The following is a 16407-nucleotide window of genomic DNA, read 5'->3' as shown; positions in this document are numbered from 1 at the left end:
GTTTAATTTTCAAATAAGTAAATTCGTACGCTTAACGAGGGGGAGCAAGATGTTTAAAAGTATCAAAATGGGGAGCGCCTTTATCGGAATCATTGTCGGTGCCGGTTTCGCTTCCGGGCAGGAAATCCTGCAGTATTTCACCAGCTTTGGAATGATGGGAACTGTGGCAGCAGTGATCGCCACCGCACTTTTCGCTTATCTCGGGATGAGCTTGACGCGCCTCGGTAGCCGCATGCGCACTACTTCCCATAAAGAAGCCATTTTCGGCATCAGTGGGCGATTGATCGGCACGATTGTCGATTACATCATCATTTTAACGCTATTCGGCGTCGGGGTCGTCATGATTGCCGGAGCCGGTTCGATTTTCTCTCAGCAGTTCGGCTGGTCAGCCGCTCTTGGCAGCACCGTAATGGCCGCTTTGATCATCTTGACGATCATGTTGAATGTCCAAAAAGTCATCAATATTATCGGAAGCATCACGCCGTTTCTGATTCTCTCAGTCATCGCGCTTGCTGCCTATAGTCTGACGACAATGGACGGTTCGTTTTCAGCGCTTGAATCCATCGCCAAAGAACAGGAATCCGCGGTTGGAAACTGGTGGCTGTCCGCCATCAACTACGTATCCTTCAATATCGCGGTCGGCGCTTCCATGTCCATCGTCATGGGCGGAACTGAAAAAGACGAAAAGATCGCGGCACGCGGCGGATTGATTGGCGGGCTTGGGCTCGGTATCCTGATCATCTTGAGCCATTTGGCGATCTTCTCGAAAATCGATGTTGTCGGCACGGCGGAAATGCCAATGCTGCAAATTGCGGATGACCTATCACCAGCACTTGGCGTCTTCATGTCGGTCATTTTGTTCGGCATGATCTATAACACCGGCGTCAGCATGCTGTTCTCGTTCTCTGCACGTTTTGTCGAAATGGGAACAGCGAAATTCCGCATATTCGTCATCATCGTCGGAGTCGCTGCATACATCCTGAGCTTTGTCGGCTTCACGAAACTCGTCAACTGGTTCTACCCGGTCGTCGGGTACCTCGGATTGTTCCTGGTCGGCGCATTGATCTATGCCGATATCAAGAAACCGAAACGACAAGAAACACGCGCAGAAAAAGTCAGACACCAAAGCACATAATTGTGCTTTGGTGTTTTTTTCATGGTACCGTTACTATAATGTTTTTTGAAAATGAGCCTATCCCCATCGGGTCGCCAATTTTCAGCAAACGGAATGGAGGAATAGACGATGAGCGAAATCATTCAATTGAACGGCCGCCCAATCGAAACAGACCAGCTTGAACTTCACAGCTTAGCGGATGGCCGCAGACACATCTCCTGTGACTTCAAAGTGACAAGCGATGCCTACCATGACATTGCCGTGCTATTATATGAGATGAATTTCCGCGTCGCTTTGCCGGCTAAAGGCCAGGAATTCGACGCTGCCATTTCCAATTACTTTACCGATACGACCAATCTCTATAAAGGCAATGAAGTAGCGGACTATCATCTGGAACTGACCGAACTCACATCCACTTAAAAATAAGTACAAGAAAAGCGTATGGAGAAAAAATCTCCATACGCTTTTTCATTTTCGCTTGAACCGGCTGCCTGTGTTTTTGCTGCGTAAACGCGCCATCAGTTCTTCAGCTTTACCTATGCGCTCCTTCGTCTGCGTGAGATCCGCTTCGATATCCACGATGCGCCCCGATTCGATGCTCAGCGTGAACCACATGCCCTGCCTGCTGCCTTCCGGTAAATAGCGCAGCGGCACATGGAATTCGCGCCCGGCTTGTTCTGCGATGATGACGGCCACACCGCCATCTTCAAAACGATCCAATACTCCCCTCATCTGCTCACTCCCCTACACAAGCTAATCCCTGTTCTTTCAATCCGGCAAGTTTTCCTTCGCCGATGCCGCTGACACGCGTCAAGTCATCAAGCGTTTCAAACGGACGCTCATCGATAATCGCTTCCGCCAATGCTTCTCCGATTCCTGTCAGCTCCGACAGCTCCGCAGTTGAGGCTCCATTGATGTCCACACAGCGGTTGCTGCCTTCTTTGGCGATGCCTTCCCGGTCAGTTTCGACGCTATATTCCTGTCCATCCGTCTCGACGACGATTGTGCCATTGACGTCAGTGCCATACACTTCCGCCCCTTCATTTTCCACTGATGCCAGCACTTCAGCGTAAGGATGTCCATATGGATTATCAATGCCCGCACTGTAAATCGCCACATCGGGTTCGACTGCCTGTAAAAATTCCAAGTCCGTGGACGTATTGGAGCCATGATGGCCCATCAACAAAATATCCGCTTCCAGCGGCAAGTTGCTGGCGACCATTTCCTGCTCCGCCTGGATATCTGCATCGCCTGTAAAGATGAATGCTGTCTCCCCGTAACTGATGCGGAACGACAGCGAATCGCCATTTGTATCGCCGCTCAATTCTTCGGGATGGAGTACTTCGATTTCCAGCAACCCGATTTCGTATTCGTCCCCACGCCGCGGTTCTTCATATGGGATTCCGGCTTCATCGACCGCTTCCAGCGTCCGGATAAACGTATTGGAGGAACTCGGGTTTCCTGACATCCACACTTCCCCGACTTCGTAAGTTTCGATGACGCGCGCCAACTGGCCGATATGATCGGCGTCCGGATGGGTCCCGACCGCGATATCAATTTTTTCGACTTCCAGTTTGTCCAAATACATCAGCACATCACTGGCGTTCCAATCGCCGGCATCGATCAGCATTGAATAGCCGTCCCATTCCAGATACGCGGCGGACCCTTGGCCGACATCGATATAATGAACAGCGAGCCCCCCTGGTTGTTCTGGCGCTGCGCCCTGTTCCGGTTCCGCCGGTTTCGGGTTAGCCGGTTCACCGAGCGGCACGCAGCCCATTAAACCCAGCAGCAAAACGGCGAGCCACATTGTCTTTTTCATGTTTTCCACCTCTTACCCGAATTTTACCATAGCTCACGAAAAACGCGGAAATTCCATATAAAAAAGCACGGGTTATCCCCGTGCTTTCATGTCGACATATAGTCGCCGCCGTTCATATGCAAGAATTGCCCGGTCATATAGGAATTTTGCGGATCCGCTAAGAACACATAGGCTTTTACGAGTTCATATGGCTGTCCCGGGCGTCCTGCCGGCACGTCTTCACCGAAATCAGACCCGACGTCCGGGTTCAAATCACCGAAAGTTTTCGTGATGAGCGGCGTCCATATCGGGCCTGGCGCAATGCCGTTGACCGCAATTTCCTCACGGACGAGCCGTCTGGCCAAGGAACGAGTCATGGCGACCATCGCCCCGTTTGCCCCTGAATAATCGATGAGATCCGAATGGCCCCGGTAGGCATTGATGGAAGCGGTATTGATGATGCGCGACCCTTTTTTCAAATGAGGCAAAGCCGCACGCACTAAATAAAACATCGCAAATGCCTTGATTTCAAAAGTTTTCAGCATTTGCTCGTCGCTGATATCGAGCGGCGACGTTTGCGGATATTGGAACCCCGCGTTGTTGACGACGATATCCAACGCGCCGAACTCTTCGAGCGCAAAGTTCACGAGTGCATCGCAATTCTCGGATTTCCCGAGATCTGCGCCCAGAGCACGCGCCTCGCCCCCGTAGGATTGGATGATGCCCAAGGTTTTTTCGGCGCCTTCATCGTCATCGAGATAGCCGATGACTACACGCGCTCCTTCTTTTGCATAGGCGATCGCGACCGCTTGCCCGATGCCGCTGCTTGCGCCGGTGACAATCGCCACTTTCCCTTCCAAAGCGCCGCTCGCTTTGTAATCAGCCAGATCGGTATTATCGAAACTTGCTTGTGCCATTGCTCATCCTCCTGCCGGTTTCAGTTAGTCGGAACTTTCGACAATCCCCATACTTCTTCGGAATACTGCTGGATCGTCCGGTCGCTTGAGAAAATGCCGGAAGCCGCGATATTCCTTACGCACATGCTCGCCCATTCGACGGGATGGCCATATGCATCAAGCACACGGTCATGCGTCTTAGCATAGTCCGCCAAGTCCTTCAGGACGAAAAACGGGTCCCCATGCTCTGTCAATTGGCGTACGATAAAATCGGAATTATGAGGGCCATCCGACCATTCTCCGCGCGCTAACTCTTCAATTGCTTCGCGGATAGACGGATCTTGTTCGATGATGTCTTTCGGGTTATAGCTTCCGTCATGCTCGAAACGCATGACTTCTTCTGAACTCATTCCGAAGACGAAGGCATTTTCTTCACCGACCGCATCGAAGATTTCCACGTTTGCCCCATCATACGTCCCAAGGGTCAACGCGCCGTTCATCATGAACTTCATATTACCTGTGCCTGACGCTTCTTTGGAAGCCGTGGAGATTTGTTCGCTGATGTCCGCTGCGGGAATCAGGAACTCTGCGTGGCTGACGTTATAATCCTCAACGAAAACAATGTGCAGATGGCGCCTGGCGACAGGATCATTATTGACGCGCTCGGCGACCGTATTGATTAACTTAATGACTTGTTTGGCAAAATGATAGCTCGGGGCGGATTTCCCACCGAACAAGAAGGTCCTCGGATACGGCCGGTAATGCGGATCGCTTTTGATGCGCTTGTATAGCTGCTGGACATGCAAAATATTCATCAGTTGGCGCTTGTAACCGTGGATTCGTTTGATGTGGATATCAAAAATCGAATCGGGGTCAACGATGGTATTGTGCTCTCTTTCGAGGTGGTGGATCAAATGCTCTTTTTTCAGCCTTTTGATGGCCTGGAAAGATTCCAGGAACGGCCGGCTATTCGCCAAATACCCAAGTTCACTCAATTGTTCAGGCTGCTGGATCCAATCCGGGCCAATGTGTTCGGTAATGAGTGAGGACAATTCCGGATTTGCCGCAAGCAGCCAGCGGCGATGTGTGATGCCGTTGGTCTTATTATGGAATTTATGCGGGAAGTATTCATTCAGTTCTTTCATTTCGCGTTTCTTGAGAATCTCAGTGTGAAGCTTTGCTACCCCGTTCACTTTATAGCTGCCGACGACGGCCAAGACGGCCATTTTCACCACGCCTTCATCGATGATCGACAGTTTGTGGACGGCTTGTTCATCCAATTCCTTCGATTCCCATTCGGCTCTGAAGCGCCGGTCGATTTCTTCAATGATCTCGTAAACGCGTGGCAGTAACTGGCGCAGCAGGCGGCTCTCCCATTTTTCCATCGCTTCTTCTAAAATCGTATGATTTGTATAAGAGATGGTCCGCGTCGTCAGCGACCAGGCTGTATCCCAATCCAGCTCATAGTCGTCCATCAATATCCGCATCAATTCAGGAACGGACAACGCCGGGTGCGTATCATTGATTTGAATCGCTACTTTTTCAGGCAATTCTTCGATAGCGAAATTGCGCGTTGAAAGGATCGTGCGGATCGAAGCACTGCACAAGAAATATTGCTGTTTTAGGCGCAGCAGCTTTCCGCTATCGAGTGCATCATCCGGATAAAGACGATCGGATATTTTAGCCGTCTCGAGTTCATTCACCAAATACCCGAGTCCATAAGGCAGCGGCCGATCAGACGTTTCCGCCTGCCAGAGCCTGAGCGTATTGATGGTACCGCCCTGCGCCCCAACGATCGGCATATCATAAGGCACGGCTTTGACCCATACCGCATTTTCCAGTTCCGTGCGGACGCCTTGTTCTTCGACAGTCATGCTTGCTTCCCCATAAAACGGGATATCGAGCGCGAGGTCATCGCGGCGCACTTCGAGACTCTGGCCTTCTTTAATCCAATCGGTCGGCAACTCCACTTGGAAGCCTTTGATGAAATGCTGTGTGAACAAACCACCGCGGTAGCGGATCCCGCAGCCATGTCCGGGCAAGCCGAGCGAAGCCAATGAATCCAGGAAACACGCAGCCAAGCGTCCGAGCCCGCCGTTGCCAAGCCCCGGTTCCTGTTCGAGTTCTTCAATCTCCGATAGTTTATAGCCGAGTTCGCCGAGCGCTTCTTCTACCAGATTGTAAGCACCCAAATTGTACAGGTTTTGCCCGAGCAAGCGGCCGAGCAGGAATTCGATCGACAGATAATACAATTGTTTATCACCGCTGTCCCGGTTGGCTGCTTGCTGCTTGTCCCATTCCTGCAACACTTGTTCACAAACCATTTTTCCTAATACGTTATAGGCTGTGTTTTCTGTTTTATCCCCATTTTCCACTGTTAATCGCCGGTTGAATTCTTCCTTGAATTGCTCCTTGGAGTAAAACATTCTCAACACACCCTTCAGTTTAAGCTCGTATATAATTTCTCGTATTCTTTCGCCGAACGCGACCATGAGGAATCTCTCGCCATGCCATTATCGATCAACGCATTCCAATGGTCGGGCTTGTCGTAGAAGGACAGCGCGCGCGATAAGGCTTCATCGAAATGATGGCCGGCTTTGAAATCGCTTAAGAAGCCCGTTCCTGTCTTATCGTCTTCATTATATTCGTCTACCGTATCGCGCAAGCCACCTGTCCGGTTTGCCACCGGAATCGTGCCATAGCGCATGGAAATCAATTGGCTCAAGCCGCATGGTTCAAAATGCGAAGGCATCAGGAAGATATCCGCGCCTGCGTATAATTGATGGGCAAAGGCTTCATCAAAACCAAGATGGACAGAGACTTTTCCCGCATAATCCACTTCAAGTCGCTGGAAAAACTCTTCGTAATGAACTTCCCCAGAACCGAGCAGCACAAACTGGATATCCCCTTCCAAAAATTCAGGCAAGCTTTGTTCGAGCACATCGATCCCTTTCTGTCCCGAAAGCCGCGATACCATCGTCAATAATGGAATATCCGGCTGTTCCGGCAAGCCGCAGCGTTTTTGAATGGCGCGCTTGTTCGCTTGTTTCCCCTGCAACTCCTCTGCGCTAAAAGTCTGCGCGATGTGTTCGTCGGTTTTCGGATTATAAGCTTCTGTATCGATGCCATTCAATATGCCATGCAAATCTGCTTGCCGTTCAGTGAGCAGGTTTTCCAAATGCTCCCCGTAAGCTGCTGTTAAGATTTCATCGCGGTAGTTTGGGCTGACAGTCGTCAATTTATCAGCATATAAAATGCCGGTTTTCAAAGAGTTGAAATTTTCGAGCCATGCCACTTGGCCATCATCGTAAAACCTTTCATCCATGCGGTACTGTTCCAAAAACACATCTTTCGAAAAATTCCCTTGGAACTGGATATTGTGGATCGTCAGGACTGTTTTCACGCGGCCGGACATTTGCTGGTATTGCGGATCTTCCTTCAATAGAAATGGCAAAACAGCCGTGTGCCAGTCATGGACATGCAAAATATCGGGAGCGGTTTCGGAACGCATTAGAAAATCCAGTACGGCCCGGCTGAAAAACGCGTAGCGCTCAGCATCATCCGGCCCGTAAATGCTGTCCCGTTCAAAATACGAATCATTTTCTAAAAATAGGAATTCAACGCCGTGCATATTGAGTTCATGTATCGCATAATTACTCTCTTCACCTTTAAATCCAAAGGAGTGTTCTTCCACTTTCCGGAATTGTTGCTGGTAACGTTCATGGATCAAACTGTATTTTGGGATGATGACCTGCACCTCGTGTCCGAGACGGGCCAACTCCTGCGGCAGCGCACCGATCACATCAGCAAGCCCACCCGCTTTGGCAAAAGGGGCGCATTCCGCAGCGGCCATCACAATTTTCATTGAGAATCCTCCTTCGTGACCCGTTCGCCTTTTCTGAGGACGATAGGCCGATCAGCTGTGCCGCTCAATTTCACGCCTTTTTCGATATAGACGTCCTTGTCAGCAATGACATAAGAAAGATCACAATTTTCTTCGATCGTGCACTTCTGCATAATGATGCAACTGTCCAAACTCGCATTAATGCCCACCGTAACTGCACGGCTGATGATGCTGTTTTTGACATTGCCCAAGATCGTGCTGCCGTTTGCCATCATCGAGTTCGATACGCTTGATCCATCCAGGTAACGCGTCGGCGGTTCGTCTTTTACTTTCGTATAAATCGGAGCTTGAGGCAAAAACAGCAATCGGCGGTTGTTTTCATCCAATAGTCCGAGTGACTCTTTAAAATACTGTTGAATCGAGTCAATGATAGCGAAATATCCTTTATATTCATAAACGCCATATGAATAGGGCGCTTTTTTCAAATTCACTAAATCTTCGACGCTGAGAATGCGCTTTTCCCGATAAGAGCGGATCAATTCAAGCATCAATCTGCGCGACAAGATATAGGATTTCAAAGAGCCGCTTGCACCGACCGCTTCCGTAATGTCTTTTCCGGATGCCAGGTGATGGGCAAGCATTTCTTTATAATCCAATTGCCCCGCGACAAAACTGCTCGTGACCACCACATGCGTTTGGCGGCTCTTTTCAAAAAACTGAAGATGCTCTTCAAAGTCACGGAATGAACCCACTGTGGCGATGCCCCCATTTTGATGGGTTGTCGGAAGGAAGAACAAGCCTTCTTTACGTCTATCCAGATCCCAGCTTTTCCCGACGCCGATATGGTCAATCAACGACCCAAAGGGCTGCGAAGCGAAAATGCCGACGGAGTTGATATCCGCATTCACCAAATTCGACAAAGCGAAATCGATTAGGCGATATCTTCCGGCGAACGGAATCGAGGAGACCGATCGATGAATGGTCAGGTCTTGGAGCCCTGCTACTTTTACAGATGCGTCCACTGCGGCCATCAAAGTCATTGCTGCCCACTCTCCTTCCATGAATCGATTAAGTCTTGCGTTAATAGCGTGATGCCCGCTGCCGGTTCGAGCAGCCGGTAATTTTCCGGAACTGTCACGTCCGGTGGAACGATGACCCGGCTCAAATGGGCCCCTCGCCCGATTTTCGTGCCGCTCATGACGACGCTGTCTTCTACGACCGCTTCTTTATCGATCAGCACGTTCTGGAAAATGACCGAGTGTTTGACCGTCCCGCTAATGACACAGCCTTCATTGACCATCGAACCTTGCACACGCCCAGTTTCTGTGATGACTTGTGGCGGCAGCTGGGGATTTGACGAATAAATCCGCCAGGCGGGATCGTGCAGCACGAGCCCTGCTGATGGGTCAAGCAAATCCATATTCGCCTCCCACAGGCTGTCGACCGTCCCTACATCTTTCCAATATCCCTTGAACGGATAGGCCACCATTTTTTGTTGGTCCACTAACATTTTCGGCAAGATATCTTTTCCGAAGTCATGTGTAGACTCTTCAATGCTATTGTCTTCCTCTAAATAGCGCTCCAGTTTTTCCCAATCAAAAACATACACACCCATGGAAGCCAGATTGCTTTTCGGTTTTTCTGGTTTTTCGTCGAACTCGACGATATTCATGTCTTCATCAGTGTTGACGATGCCGAAACGGCTCGCTTCTTCCCATGGCACTTCCAACACAGAAACGGTGACATCCGCTTGTTTTTCCTTATGGTATTCCACGAGTTTTTCATAATCCATCTTGTAAATATGGTCGCCCGATAAAATCACGACATAATCAGGTTCGCAGCTGGTCAGGAAATTGATGTTCTGGTAAATCGCACTCGCTGTGCCGGCATACCATTTGATGCCATCGATTTCAGCGTAAGGCGGCAGCATGGTCACCCCGCCTTTATGGCGATCCAAATCCCAAGGCGTGCCAAGCCCGATGTAGCGGTGGAGAGCATGGGGCTGATACTGCGTCAAGACACCGACCGTCGTGATGCCGGAATTGGTGCAATTCGACAAAGGAAAATCGATGATCCTGTATTTCCCGCCGTAAGGAATCGCGGGTTTTGCAATATCGTGCGTCAATGATTTCAAGCGGCTTCCTTGGCCGCCTGCGAGAAGCATAGCAACTACTTTTTCATTCACAATAAGTCACTCCCATCTTTTCTTTTTTTCCAGATGCTCATCGTGAACGGCGGCAAGTCAAGCTTCAGTGAGTAATCCTGATTGTCGCACGGAACATCGAGCGTTTTTGCCGCCTGCTGCAAATCGGCAGCCGTGCCGCCAAATTTTGCTGAATTTGTGGAGAAAATTTCTTCATAGGAGCCTTTGCGCGGTGCTCCCACATGAAAGCTTTCATAATGATGTTCAGAGAAGTTGCACAGCACGAGACACTCGTCTTCCGGCAAAAATCCTCTGCGGATAAAGGTCGCCACGCTTTGTTCATGGTTATCGGCATCGAGCCACATAAAGCCATCGCGTTCATCATCGAGTTCGAAAAACGCTTTTTCGCTCCGATAGAATGCCAGCAATTCTTTCATGAAATCAGCGATCCCTTTATGTTGCGGATCTTCGAGCGATGCCCAGTCGAGTTCGGGCTGGAATTCCCATTCCTCGAAGTGGCCAAACTCCTGGCCCATAAACAATAATTTCTTGCCCGGATGCGCCATCCAAAATCCAAACAGCAAACGCAATTGGAGGAAACGCTCTTCCCTTGTGCCAGGCAGCTTGTTGAGCAGGGATTTTCGCCCATCCGCTACAGTGTCATGGGAAAAAATCACTTGGTAGCGCTCTTCATATTGATACACCATCGAAAAATTCATTTTCCCATGGGCTTTCGACCGTTCTGCGGGCGGCGTTTTCATATATTCGAGCGTGTCATGCATCCAGCCGAAGTTCCATTTATAGTCGAAGCCGACACCGCCGGATTCGACCGGATGGGTCACTTTCGGATAATGCCAGGCATCTTCTGCAATCAACAATTTCTCCGGATAATGGAGCTTCAAACTAGCCGTCAGCTTTCTGAGAAAATTCGCCCCCTCCGCATTATGGGGGCGCTCCTTGATATTCGGGATGAACAATAGATTAACGAGCGCATCCATCCGGTAGCCGTCGAATTTGAATTCCTCCAGCCAATAATGGGCACTCGACAAGATAAAGCTCACCACTTCGCCTTTATTGATATCAAAGTTCAAGGTGCCCCAATCCGGGTTCATGCGGCGCTCTTCACGTGCTTCTTCGTAAAGTAGCTGACCGTTGAAATTCGCCAATCCGTGCTGGTCGACGCAAAAATGGCCGGGGACCCAGTCCAAGAACAAGCCGAGGCCATGCTCTGTGCAGGATGTGACAAAATACTTTAAGTCTTCGGCTGTTCCGTAACGTCCTGTCGGCGAAAAATAACCCGTTGTCTGGTAGCCCCAGGATTCATCAAGCGGATGTTCAGTAATCGGCAAAATCTGGATATGCGTGAAGCCCATCTCGATAACATACGGAATCAGCTGATCTGCAATTTCACGGTACGTATAAAATTCCCCATTCTCCTTGCGCCGCCACGTACCGATATGCACTTCGTAAATGGCCATCGCCCGTTCCAGATGCTTATCGTTGATCGTTTGCTTGCGCTTCAAGACTTCAAGCGGCCAAGCGTATTCTTCGGGACCCGAGACGATCGATTTGGTGAACGGCCGTTTCTCGCTTTGCCGTGCATACGGGTCCGATTTCCATAGCACTTCGCCCCTTAGCGTCCGAAGTGCATATTCATAAAGTTGGCCTTCCAAATTTTCCGGGATGCTCACTCCCCATATGCTCGCGTCATGCGGATGCTGCTCTAACGGATAAGTGGATGTGTCTTCCGTCTCGGGGTTCACGCAGACTACGTCGATGCCTTCAATGTCAGGAGCCCAAACCGAAAATGTCGTTTCTTCCCCAAATGCATGTGCGCCGAAATACAAATAGCCATCGACCATTTGTCCTTCATGAAAAGCTTGCAACCGTTCTTTTGTCCATGTATTCAACAAAAATTCCATGCAGCGCCTCCTTTTGGCCAAAACCAAGTTTAGTTTCTATTCTACATTTGAAATGTAAAGTCCTTGTTAAGATGCCGATCGCTGCCAAGAAATTCCACAAACGGCCTCAATGTCGCAATGTCTTCATATTTTTCGTAATCTAACGGCTTGTCGTCAGGCACGGTTTGGAATAGGCTAAAGAAAGACTAGCTTCAACATAGAAAGGACGCGAATTTTTTGCGAGCCCAAACTTATTTACTGAGCCTCTTGCTGATTGGCATCTTGTTTTTGGCTGCCTGCGGCCAAGGCATTGACGACCCATTGAATTGGGAAACAGAAGAATTCACTTTCACTGACCATAATAATGAAGATTTCGGATCCAGCGACCTCGAAGGAAAAGTCTGGCTGGCTGATTTTGTCTTCACCAATTGCACGACTGTCTGCCTGCCGATGATGGCGAATATGAAAGGCGTCCAGGAAGAGCTTCAAGCGCAAGGGCTTGATGTGGAGATTGTTTCATTCAGCGTGGACCCGACCGTCGACACGCCGGAAACCTTGAAATCGTATGCGGAAAGCTACGATGTCGATTTGACCAGCTGGCATCTGCTGACGGGCTACTCCCAGGAAGAGATCGCCGACTTTGCGCTTGAGAACTTCAAGGCGATTGCCCAGAAGCCGCAAGATGACGATCAAGTCATCCATGGCACTTCGTTTTATTTGATCGACCACGAAGGCGTCATCATGAAAGATTATGACGGCCTGAACCCGCCAGTTGAAGACATCGTCCGCGATGCGGAGATCCTCGTCGAGGAGGCGGAAGGATGAAACGCAAACCGCTAGTCCTAGTGGCCGTAGTGGTACTCGTTGCTGCTGCGGCTGCCTGGTTTTTCATGCCTCAGGAAAACGAACCTTCCACAGAAAGCCGGATCGTGCTTGAACATACACATCGCACGTTTATCGCACCATCCTGCTTTGAAGAATCCGACCCGACGAATTTTCTGGAAGAGTCGACGCTCGGCCATGCGCAGGAATTGAATTATCCGCCGCATTCCGAATGTACGGAAAAAGCGTTCGAAAGCAATCAGGACAGCCCGGCAGTCCGGCTATTGAAAGAACTTGGGCTGAAGGAAAAAACGCAAACCGATTGGTAATCGGCAGGGCTTCGGCTCTGTCTTTTGCTATTTCAGCAAGCGCACGCAGACCGGCGTGACCGTGTCGACACTGTCGGCTGTCTCACCTGGCAGCCCGTCTTCGCCGATTTTCTTGACGGCGATCGTTCCCGACTCTTCATGCGCGATGACAATCCACGGGCTGTTAGGAACCAGCGTGAAATGCCGCGGCCCCGCTCCGCCGGCATCCGCATGGCCAACCGATTCCAGTAAGCCTTCCGCAACCCGGAACACGGCTATGCTGTCATGGCCCCGATTTGAAACATAGACAAAGCGCCCGTCTCCCGATACGGCGATTTCAGCGGAAGTATTAGTTCCTGTGAAATGTTCCGGCAGTGCGGAAATGTTCTGTACCTCTTTCAAACCCTTGCTTTCCAGCGCATAAACGGAAACGGTCGAATCGAGCTCATTCACCCCGTAAGCGAAATCTCCGGATGGATGAAACGCAAGATGGCGCGGCCCTGCACCGGGTGCCGTCTTGGTCACAGCTTCCTGCTCAAGCGTTCCTGAATGAAGGTCAAGACGGTAGCGGACAATCGCATCCATTCCGAGATCGGAGACGAAAAAGCGATTCGTTCCCGGCAATTGAAAGGCCGAATGCGGATGGGCGGCGTCTTGCCGATCCGCATTCGCCCCGCTTCCTTTATGGCGCTTGGAATCGGTCATTTCACGAATCGATCCATCCGCAGACAGCGGATGGACAGTGACATGCGCCCCGGAATACGTAACGGAAACCGCCCACTGCCCGTCTTCATCGATCGTGATATGGGCAGGATGGTCGCCCCCCGCATTTTGGCGGTTCAGTTCCTGGATCAGTCTTTTTTGAGGATTAAGCCAATAGGCGACCACTTCCCCGTCACCTGTTTCGCTAACGGCAACAAAGCTGGTGCCGTTTGGATGGACCGCCAGGAACGAAGGGCGCTCCACTCCCGCGACCTCTGCTTTTTTTGTCAATTTGCCTGTTGCAGATTCTAATTCCCAAAGCGTGATACCCGCCTGTTCAGCAGTCGCATAGGATCCACTTAATATGTATGTGCTGCTCATCCTATCCCTCCTTTTTTTCTCTTTACCCTTTATTCCCTGCCAATGATCCATCAAGCTATGGTGTAAAGTTTCTTTATATTTTTCATTTCTTCCTTTCAATTCACCGATGCAGTGCGGTAAAGTGGTGAAGTGAAAACTTACATTATTTAAAACAGAAAGAGAGTGGTTGCGTTGAATTTCCCTTTGTCCGTCCGCGAGAAAAGCATCGTCTGCACAGGTTTTATGGGAGCTGGAAAAACGACAGTCGGCAAATTACTGGCACGCCAGCTTTACCGCGATTTCATTGATATCGATGAAGAAATTGAAAAGGCATTCGGCTTGCCGATCCCGGAAATTTTTAAGACCTACGGGGAGAAAGCGTTTCGCGACAAAGAACGGGAATTGATCAAAGCTTTTGGCAGCCAGCCCTTGCTCGTGATCTCTGTCGGGGGAGGCGCTTTTCTCCAGGAAGAAAACCGCCGAAATTGCCTGTCCAATTGCACAGTTCTGTATTTCGATATTTCCTGGGATTCCTGGAAAGAACGCATTCATGTGCTGACGGAAACACGGCCGCTCCTTAAAGATAAGACTCTTCAGGAGATGGAACAGCTTTTCCGCGAGCGCCAATCGATTTATGCAGCCAACCACTCCCAATTTCAAGTCGATGATTTTGAAGCCATGGAAGCCGCCGAGTATTTGGCTGATTCCTTGAAATTATCCTGGGACATCCATGCGCCGCAACTGTGACAGATGCGCAAAAACCCGCCATTCAGCATTTGAATGGCGGGTTTCCTATTATCCATATTGCGCTTTCGCAAGGTCGAATAAGCCCGCTTTTTTCAAATAGCTTTCCGGTGCCAAGAACGTTACGGTGACCACGCCTGGATGGCGGCCAAGCATTTCCCTGTCATTATCGAGTACTCCATCGACATAATAGTCGACCTACAAAGTATCGACAGCATTCTCGGACATTAGACAGCCTCCCTTTTCTATATTTTCTAAATTATATGACAAAATGACTCTACTTTCAATGAAGACCCAAAAATGCCCGAAGAACCGTGAGGCTCTTCGGGCATTTTTTCAACTCCAGAAATACAATAAAGTCTGGACAAATACTTGAATCATGATATAGAAAGCAATGGCGAATTTTAAATTGAAGCGCAGGCCATTGCGGATGCCGCTCAAGCCGTTGACGCTGCTTAAGATGATCACCGGCATGACGAACGGCGACAGGATGATGGAAATGACGCTTCCTGACGTCACCGCAAGCACGATCAGTTCAGGTGGAAACGGCAGGACCGCCGATTCCAATACCCCTGTCACGAGAACGATGACCGGCAGCGGCCCGAGCCCGATAAAGCCGAGGAAGATGACGATGAACGGAATCAGGAACAACAAATTCAAAAATGGCACATGGCCGGTCAAATAATTCATCGCACCGATGACGTAATCGCCGACTGTCGATTGATTGAGCGCATAGATCAGCAAGCCTGCAGCGAGCAGGATGCTGAACTGCTGGGCTTGTCTCGATACGCCCTCTCTGTAATAAATCGCCGCTTCCCGCGCATAGCTTCCTGTGCGTCTTTTGAGCAGGAAGTACAAGAAGGTCCAGACGAGAATGACGAGCGGGATGACGACAAGAAAGTCAGCCCCCGTCCATTCGTGGAGGATGAAGATTGTGCCGAACAGCGAGATGAACAGGAAAGCGAATTCGGCTACGTCTTTATTCCAACTGCCCGCATTCCGGGAGTTCGCCACCGCCTTATCGATTTCATTCGTCAGCACTGCCGAGAAATCTTTGCCGTAGCGCTTCTCATCGGCCGTCGCAAAGGCAACCGACAGCAAGGTCCCAGCAATGGCTGCGCCGAGGCCGAGCAGCATCGACTTCCATAACACCGCATCCATCGCGCCCACCGCGAAGATGAAGCTCGGAATGCTGATGACCCACATGGTCGACAAGGCGAAACCGCGGAGAATCGCAGTGCCTTTGTAATTTTCCCACGCTTCGTCTTTATGCTCTTTCAGAAATGAATCAATGAACCTGTACATCATCGGCACGACCCCGAACAACAGGAAATGCGAGATAATCTGCGTCATCCCCATCAGCCCTGCGTAAAAAGTTTGGCTCTTGTTCAGCCATTTATTGCCGAAACTCATGATCTCTTCTATGTAAGGCTCTTCCCTGAGCACCCAGCTGATCATCGGAACGATCAGCAATAAGGCAATCAGGCTTTCCATCTGGACGAGTGCTGACGCCAGATCCTGCCAGAAATTCTGGCTCGTCGCCGCCAGCACGCCGATCGCAGTAACGGCGAGGAATGTCTGCAGCTGCAGCTTACGGAGCGGCAATACGCCGAAAGCAAACACCAAACTGAACAATCCGGCAATCGGCAACAGCGCCTCCGTCCATGGATTGGCATGAAAATAATGAATGAAATGAAGAACGGCATAAATAAGCACAGATAAAGTGAATCCTTTTTTTGCTAATGCCCTCATCTGCAAGCCCTCCTTCCGTA

At 50.1% G+C, this 16407-nt stretch carries 15 protein-coding genes; 5 read left to right on the top strand and 10 right to left on the bottom strand.

Annotated features, from left to right (window positions below; genetic code table 11):
• Window positions 1-49 precede the first annotated feature (49 nt).
• Window positions 50-1135: a YkvI family membrane protein gene (locus tag CW734_RS02825; RefSeq protein WP_101189340.1), complete on the top strand. Its 1086-nt coding sequence runs from the start codon at window positions 50-52 to the stop codon at window positions 1133-1135.
• Window positions 1136-1243: 108 nt separating this feature from the next.
• Complete coding sequence (locus tag CW734_RS02820; protein WP_101189339.1) at window positions 1244-1534, top strand: DUF3219 family protein; 291 nt, start codon at window positions 1244-1246, stop codon at window positions 1532-1534.
• A gap of 48 nt (window positions 1535-1582) precedes the next feature.
• On the opposite strand, the gene CW734_RS02815 is transcribed toward CW734_RS02820, so the two are convergent.
• The 8 genes from CW734_RS02815 to glgB all read right to left on the bottom strand — a co-directional run bounded on the left by CW734_RS02815 (window position 1583) and on the right by glgB (window position 11720).
• Window positions 1583-1846, bottom strand: coding sequence for a DUF3006 domain-containing protein (locus CW734_RS02815; protein ID WP_101189338.1), 264 nt, complete (start codon window positions 1844-1846; stop codon window positions 1583-1585).
• Between the two features lie 4 nt (window positions 1847-1850).
• Window positions 1851-2936: an MBL fold metallo-hydrolase gene (locus CW734_RS02810; RefSeq protein ID WP_101189337.1), complete on the bottom strand. Its 1086-nt coding sequence runs from the start codon at window positions 2934-2936 to the stop codon at window positions 1851-1853.
• Window positions 2937-3022: 86 nt separating this feature from the next.
• A complete protein-coding gene (locus CW734_RS02805; RefSeq protein WP_101189336.1) occupies window positions 3023-3832 on the bottom strand; it encodes an SDR family oxidoreductase in 810 nt (269 codons plus the stop codon).
• Window positions 3833-3852: 20 nt separating this feature from the next.
• Window positions 3853-6237, bottom strand: a complete 2385-nt coding sequence (locus CW734_RS02800) for a glycogen/starch/alpha-glucan phosphorylase (RefSeq protein ID WP_101189335.1) — start codon at window positions 6235-6237, stop codon at window positions 3853-3855.
• Between the two features lie 14 nt (window positions 6238-6251).
• Entirely contained in the window at window positions 6252-7676 is a 1425-nt protein-coding gene (glgA, locus tag CW734_RS02795; protein ID WP_101189334.1) for a glycogen synthase GlgA, read from the bottom strand.
• A complete protein-coding gene (locus tag CW734_RS02790; RefSeq protein WP_101189333.1) occupies window positions 7673-8695 on the bottom strand; it encodes a GlgC family sugar phosphate nucleotidyltransferase in 1023 nt (340 codons plus the stop codon). The genes glgA and CW734_RS02790 overlap by 4 nt, the downstream gene beginning before the upstream one ends.
• Window positions 8692-9840 carry a glucose-1-phosphate adenylyltransferase gene (locus tag CW734_RS02785; RefSeq protein WP_180956222.1) on the bottom strand — a complete coding sequence of 383 codons (1149 nt, stop codon included), beginning with the start codon at window positions 9838-9840 and terminating at the stop codon, window positions 8692-8694. Before CW734_RS02785 ends, CW734_RS02790 begins: the two co-directional genes overlap by 4 nt.
• Window positions 9837-11720: a 1,4-alpha-glucan branching protein GlgB gene (glgB, locus tag CW734_RS02780; protein ID WP_101189331.1), complete on the bottom strand. Its 1884-nt coding sequence runs from the start codon at window positions 11718-11720 to the stop codon at window positions 9837-9839. The genes CW734_RS02785 and glgB overlap by 4 nt, the downstream gene beginning before the upstream one ends.
• Before the next feature lie 216 nt (window positions 11721-11936).
• Here glgB and CW734_RS02775 point away from each other — a divergent pair, with 216 nt between their 5' ends.
• Together CW734_RS02775 and CW734_RS02770 are read left to right on the top strand one after the other, a co-directional pair.
• The gene (locus CW734_RS02775) at window positions 11937-12524 is read left to right on the top strand and encodes an SCO family protein (protein ID WP_058381983.1); all 588 of its coding nucleotides are present in this window, start codon (window positions 11937-11939) and stop codon (window positions 12522-12524) included.
• Window positions 12521-12850, top strand: coding sequence for a hypothetical protein (locus tag CW734_RS02770; protein ID WP_101189330.1), 330 nt, complete (start codon window positions 12521-12523; stop codon window positions 12848-12850). The genes CW734_RS02775 and CW734_RS02770 overlap by 4 nt, the downstream gene beginning before the upstream one ends.
• A gap of 27 nt (window positions 12851-12877) precedes the next feature.
• On the opposite strand, the gene CW734_RS02765 is transcribed toward CW734_RS02770, so the two are convergent.
• Window positions 12878-13912 carry a lactonase family protein gene (locus CW734_RS02765; RefSeq protein ID WP_101189329.1) on the bottom strand — a complete coding sequence of 345 codons (1035 nt, stop codon included), beginning with the start codon at window positions 13910-13912 and terminating at the stop codon, window positions 12878-12880.
• Between the two features lie 222 nt (window positions 13913-14134).
• Here CW734_RS02765 and CW734_RS02760 point away from each other — a divergent pair, with 222 nt between their 5' ends.
• On the top strand, window positions 14135-14638 hold the full coding sequence (locus tag CW734_RS02760) for a shikimate kinase (RefSeq protein ID WP_101192115.1): 504 nt from the start codon (window positions 14135-14137) through the stop codon (window positions 14636-14638).
• A 333-nt stretch (window positions 14639-14971) separates the two neighbouring features.
• On the opposite strand, the gene CW734_RS02755 is transcribed toward CW734_RS02760, so the two are convergent.
• Complete coding sequence (locus CW734_RS02755) at window positions 14972-16387, bottom strand: hypothetical protein (RefSeq protein WP_101189328.1); 1416 nt, start codon at window positions 16385-16387, stop codon at window positions 14972-14974.
• Between the last annotated feature and the right edge of the window lie 20 nt (window positions 16388-16407).

The organism is Planococcus sp. MB-3u-03 (genome assembly GCF_002833405.1).
Lineage (GTDB): Bacteria > Bacillota > Bacilli > Bacillales_A > Planococcaceae > Planococcus.
The sequence above is the reverse complement of the archived record's forward strand: the minus strand, read 5'-3'. Positions and strand labels throughout refer to the sequence as shown.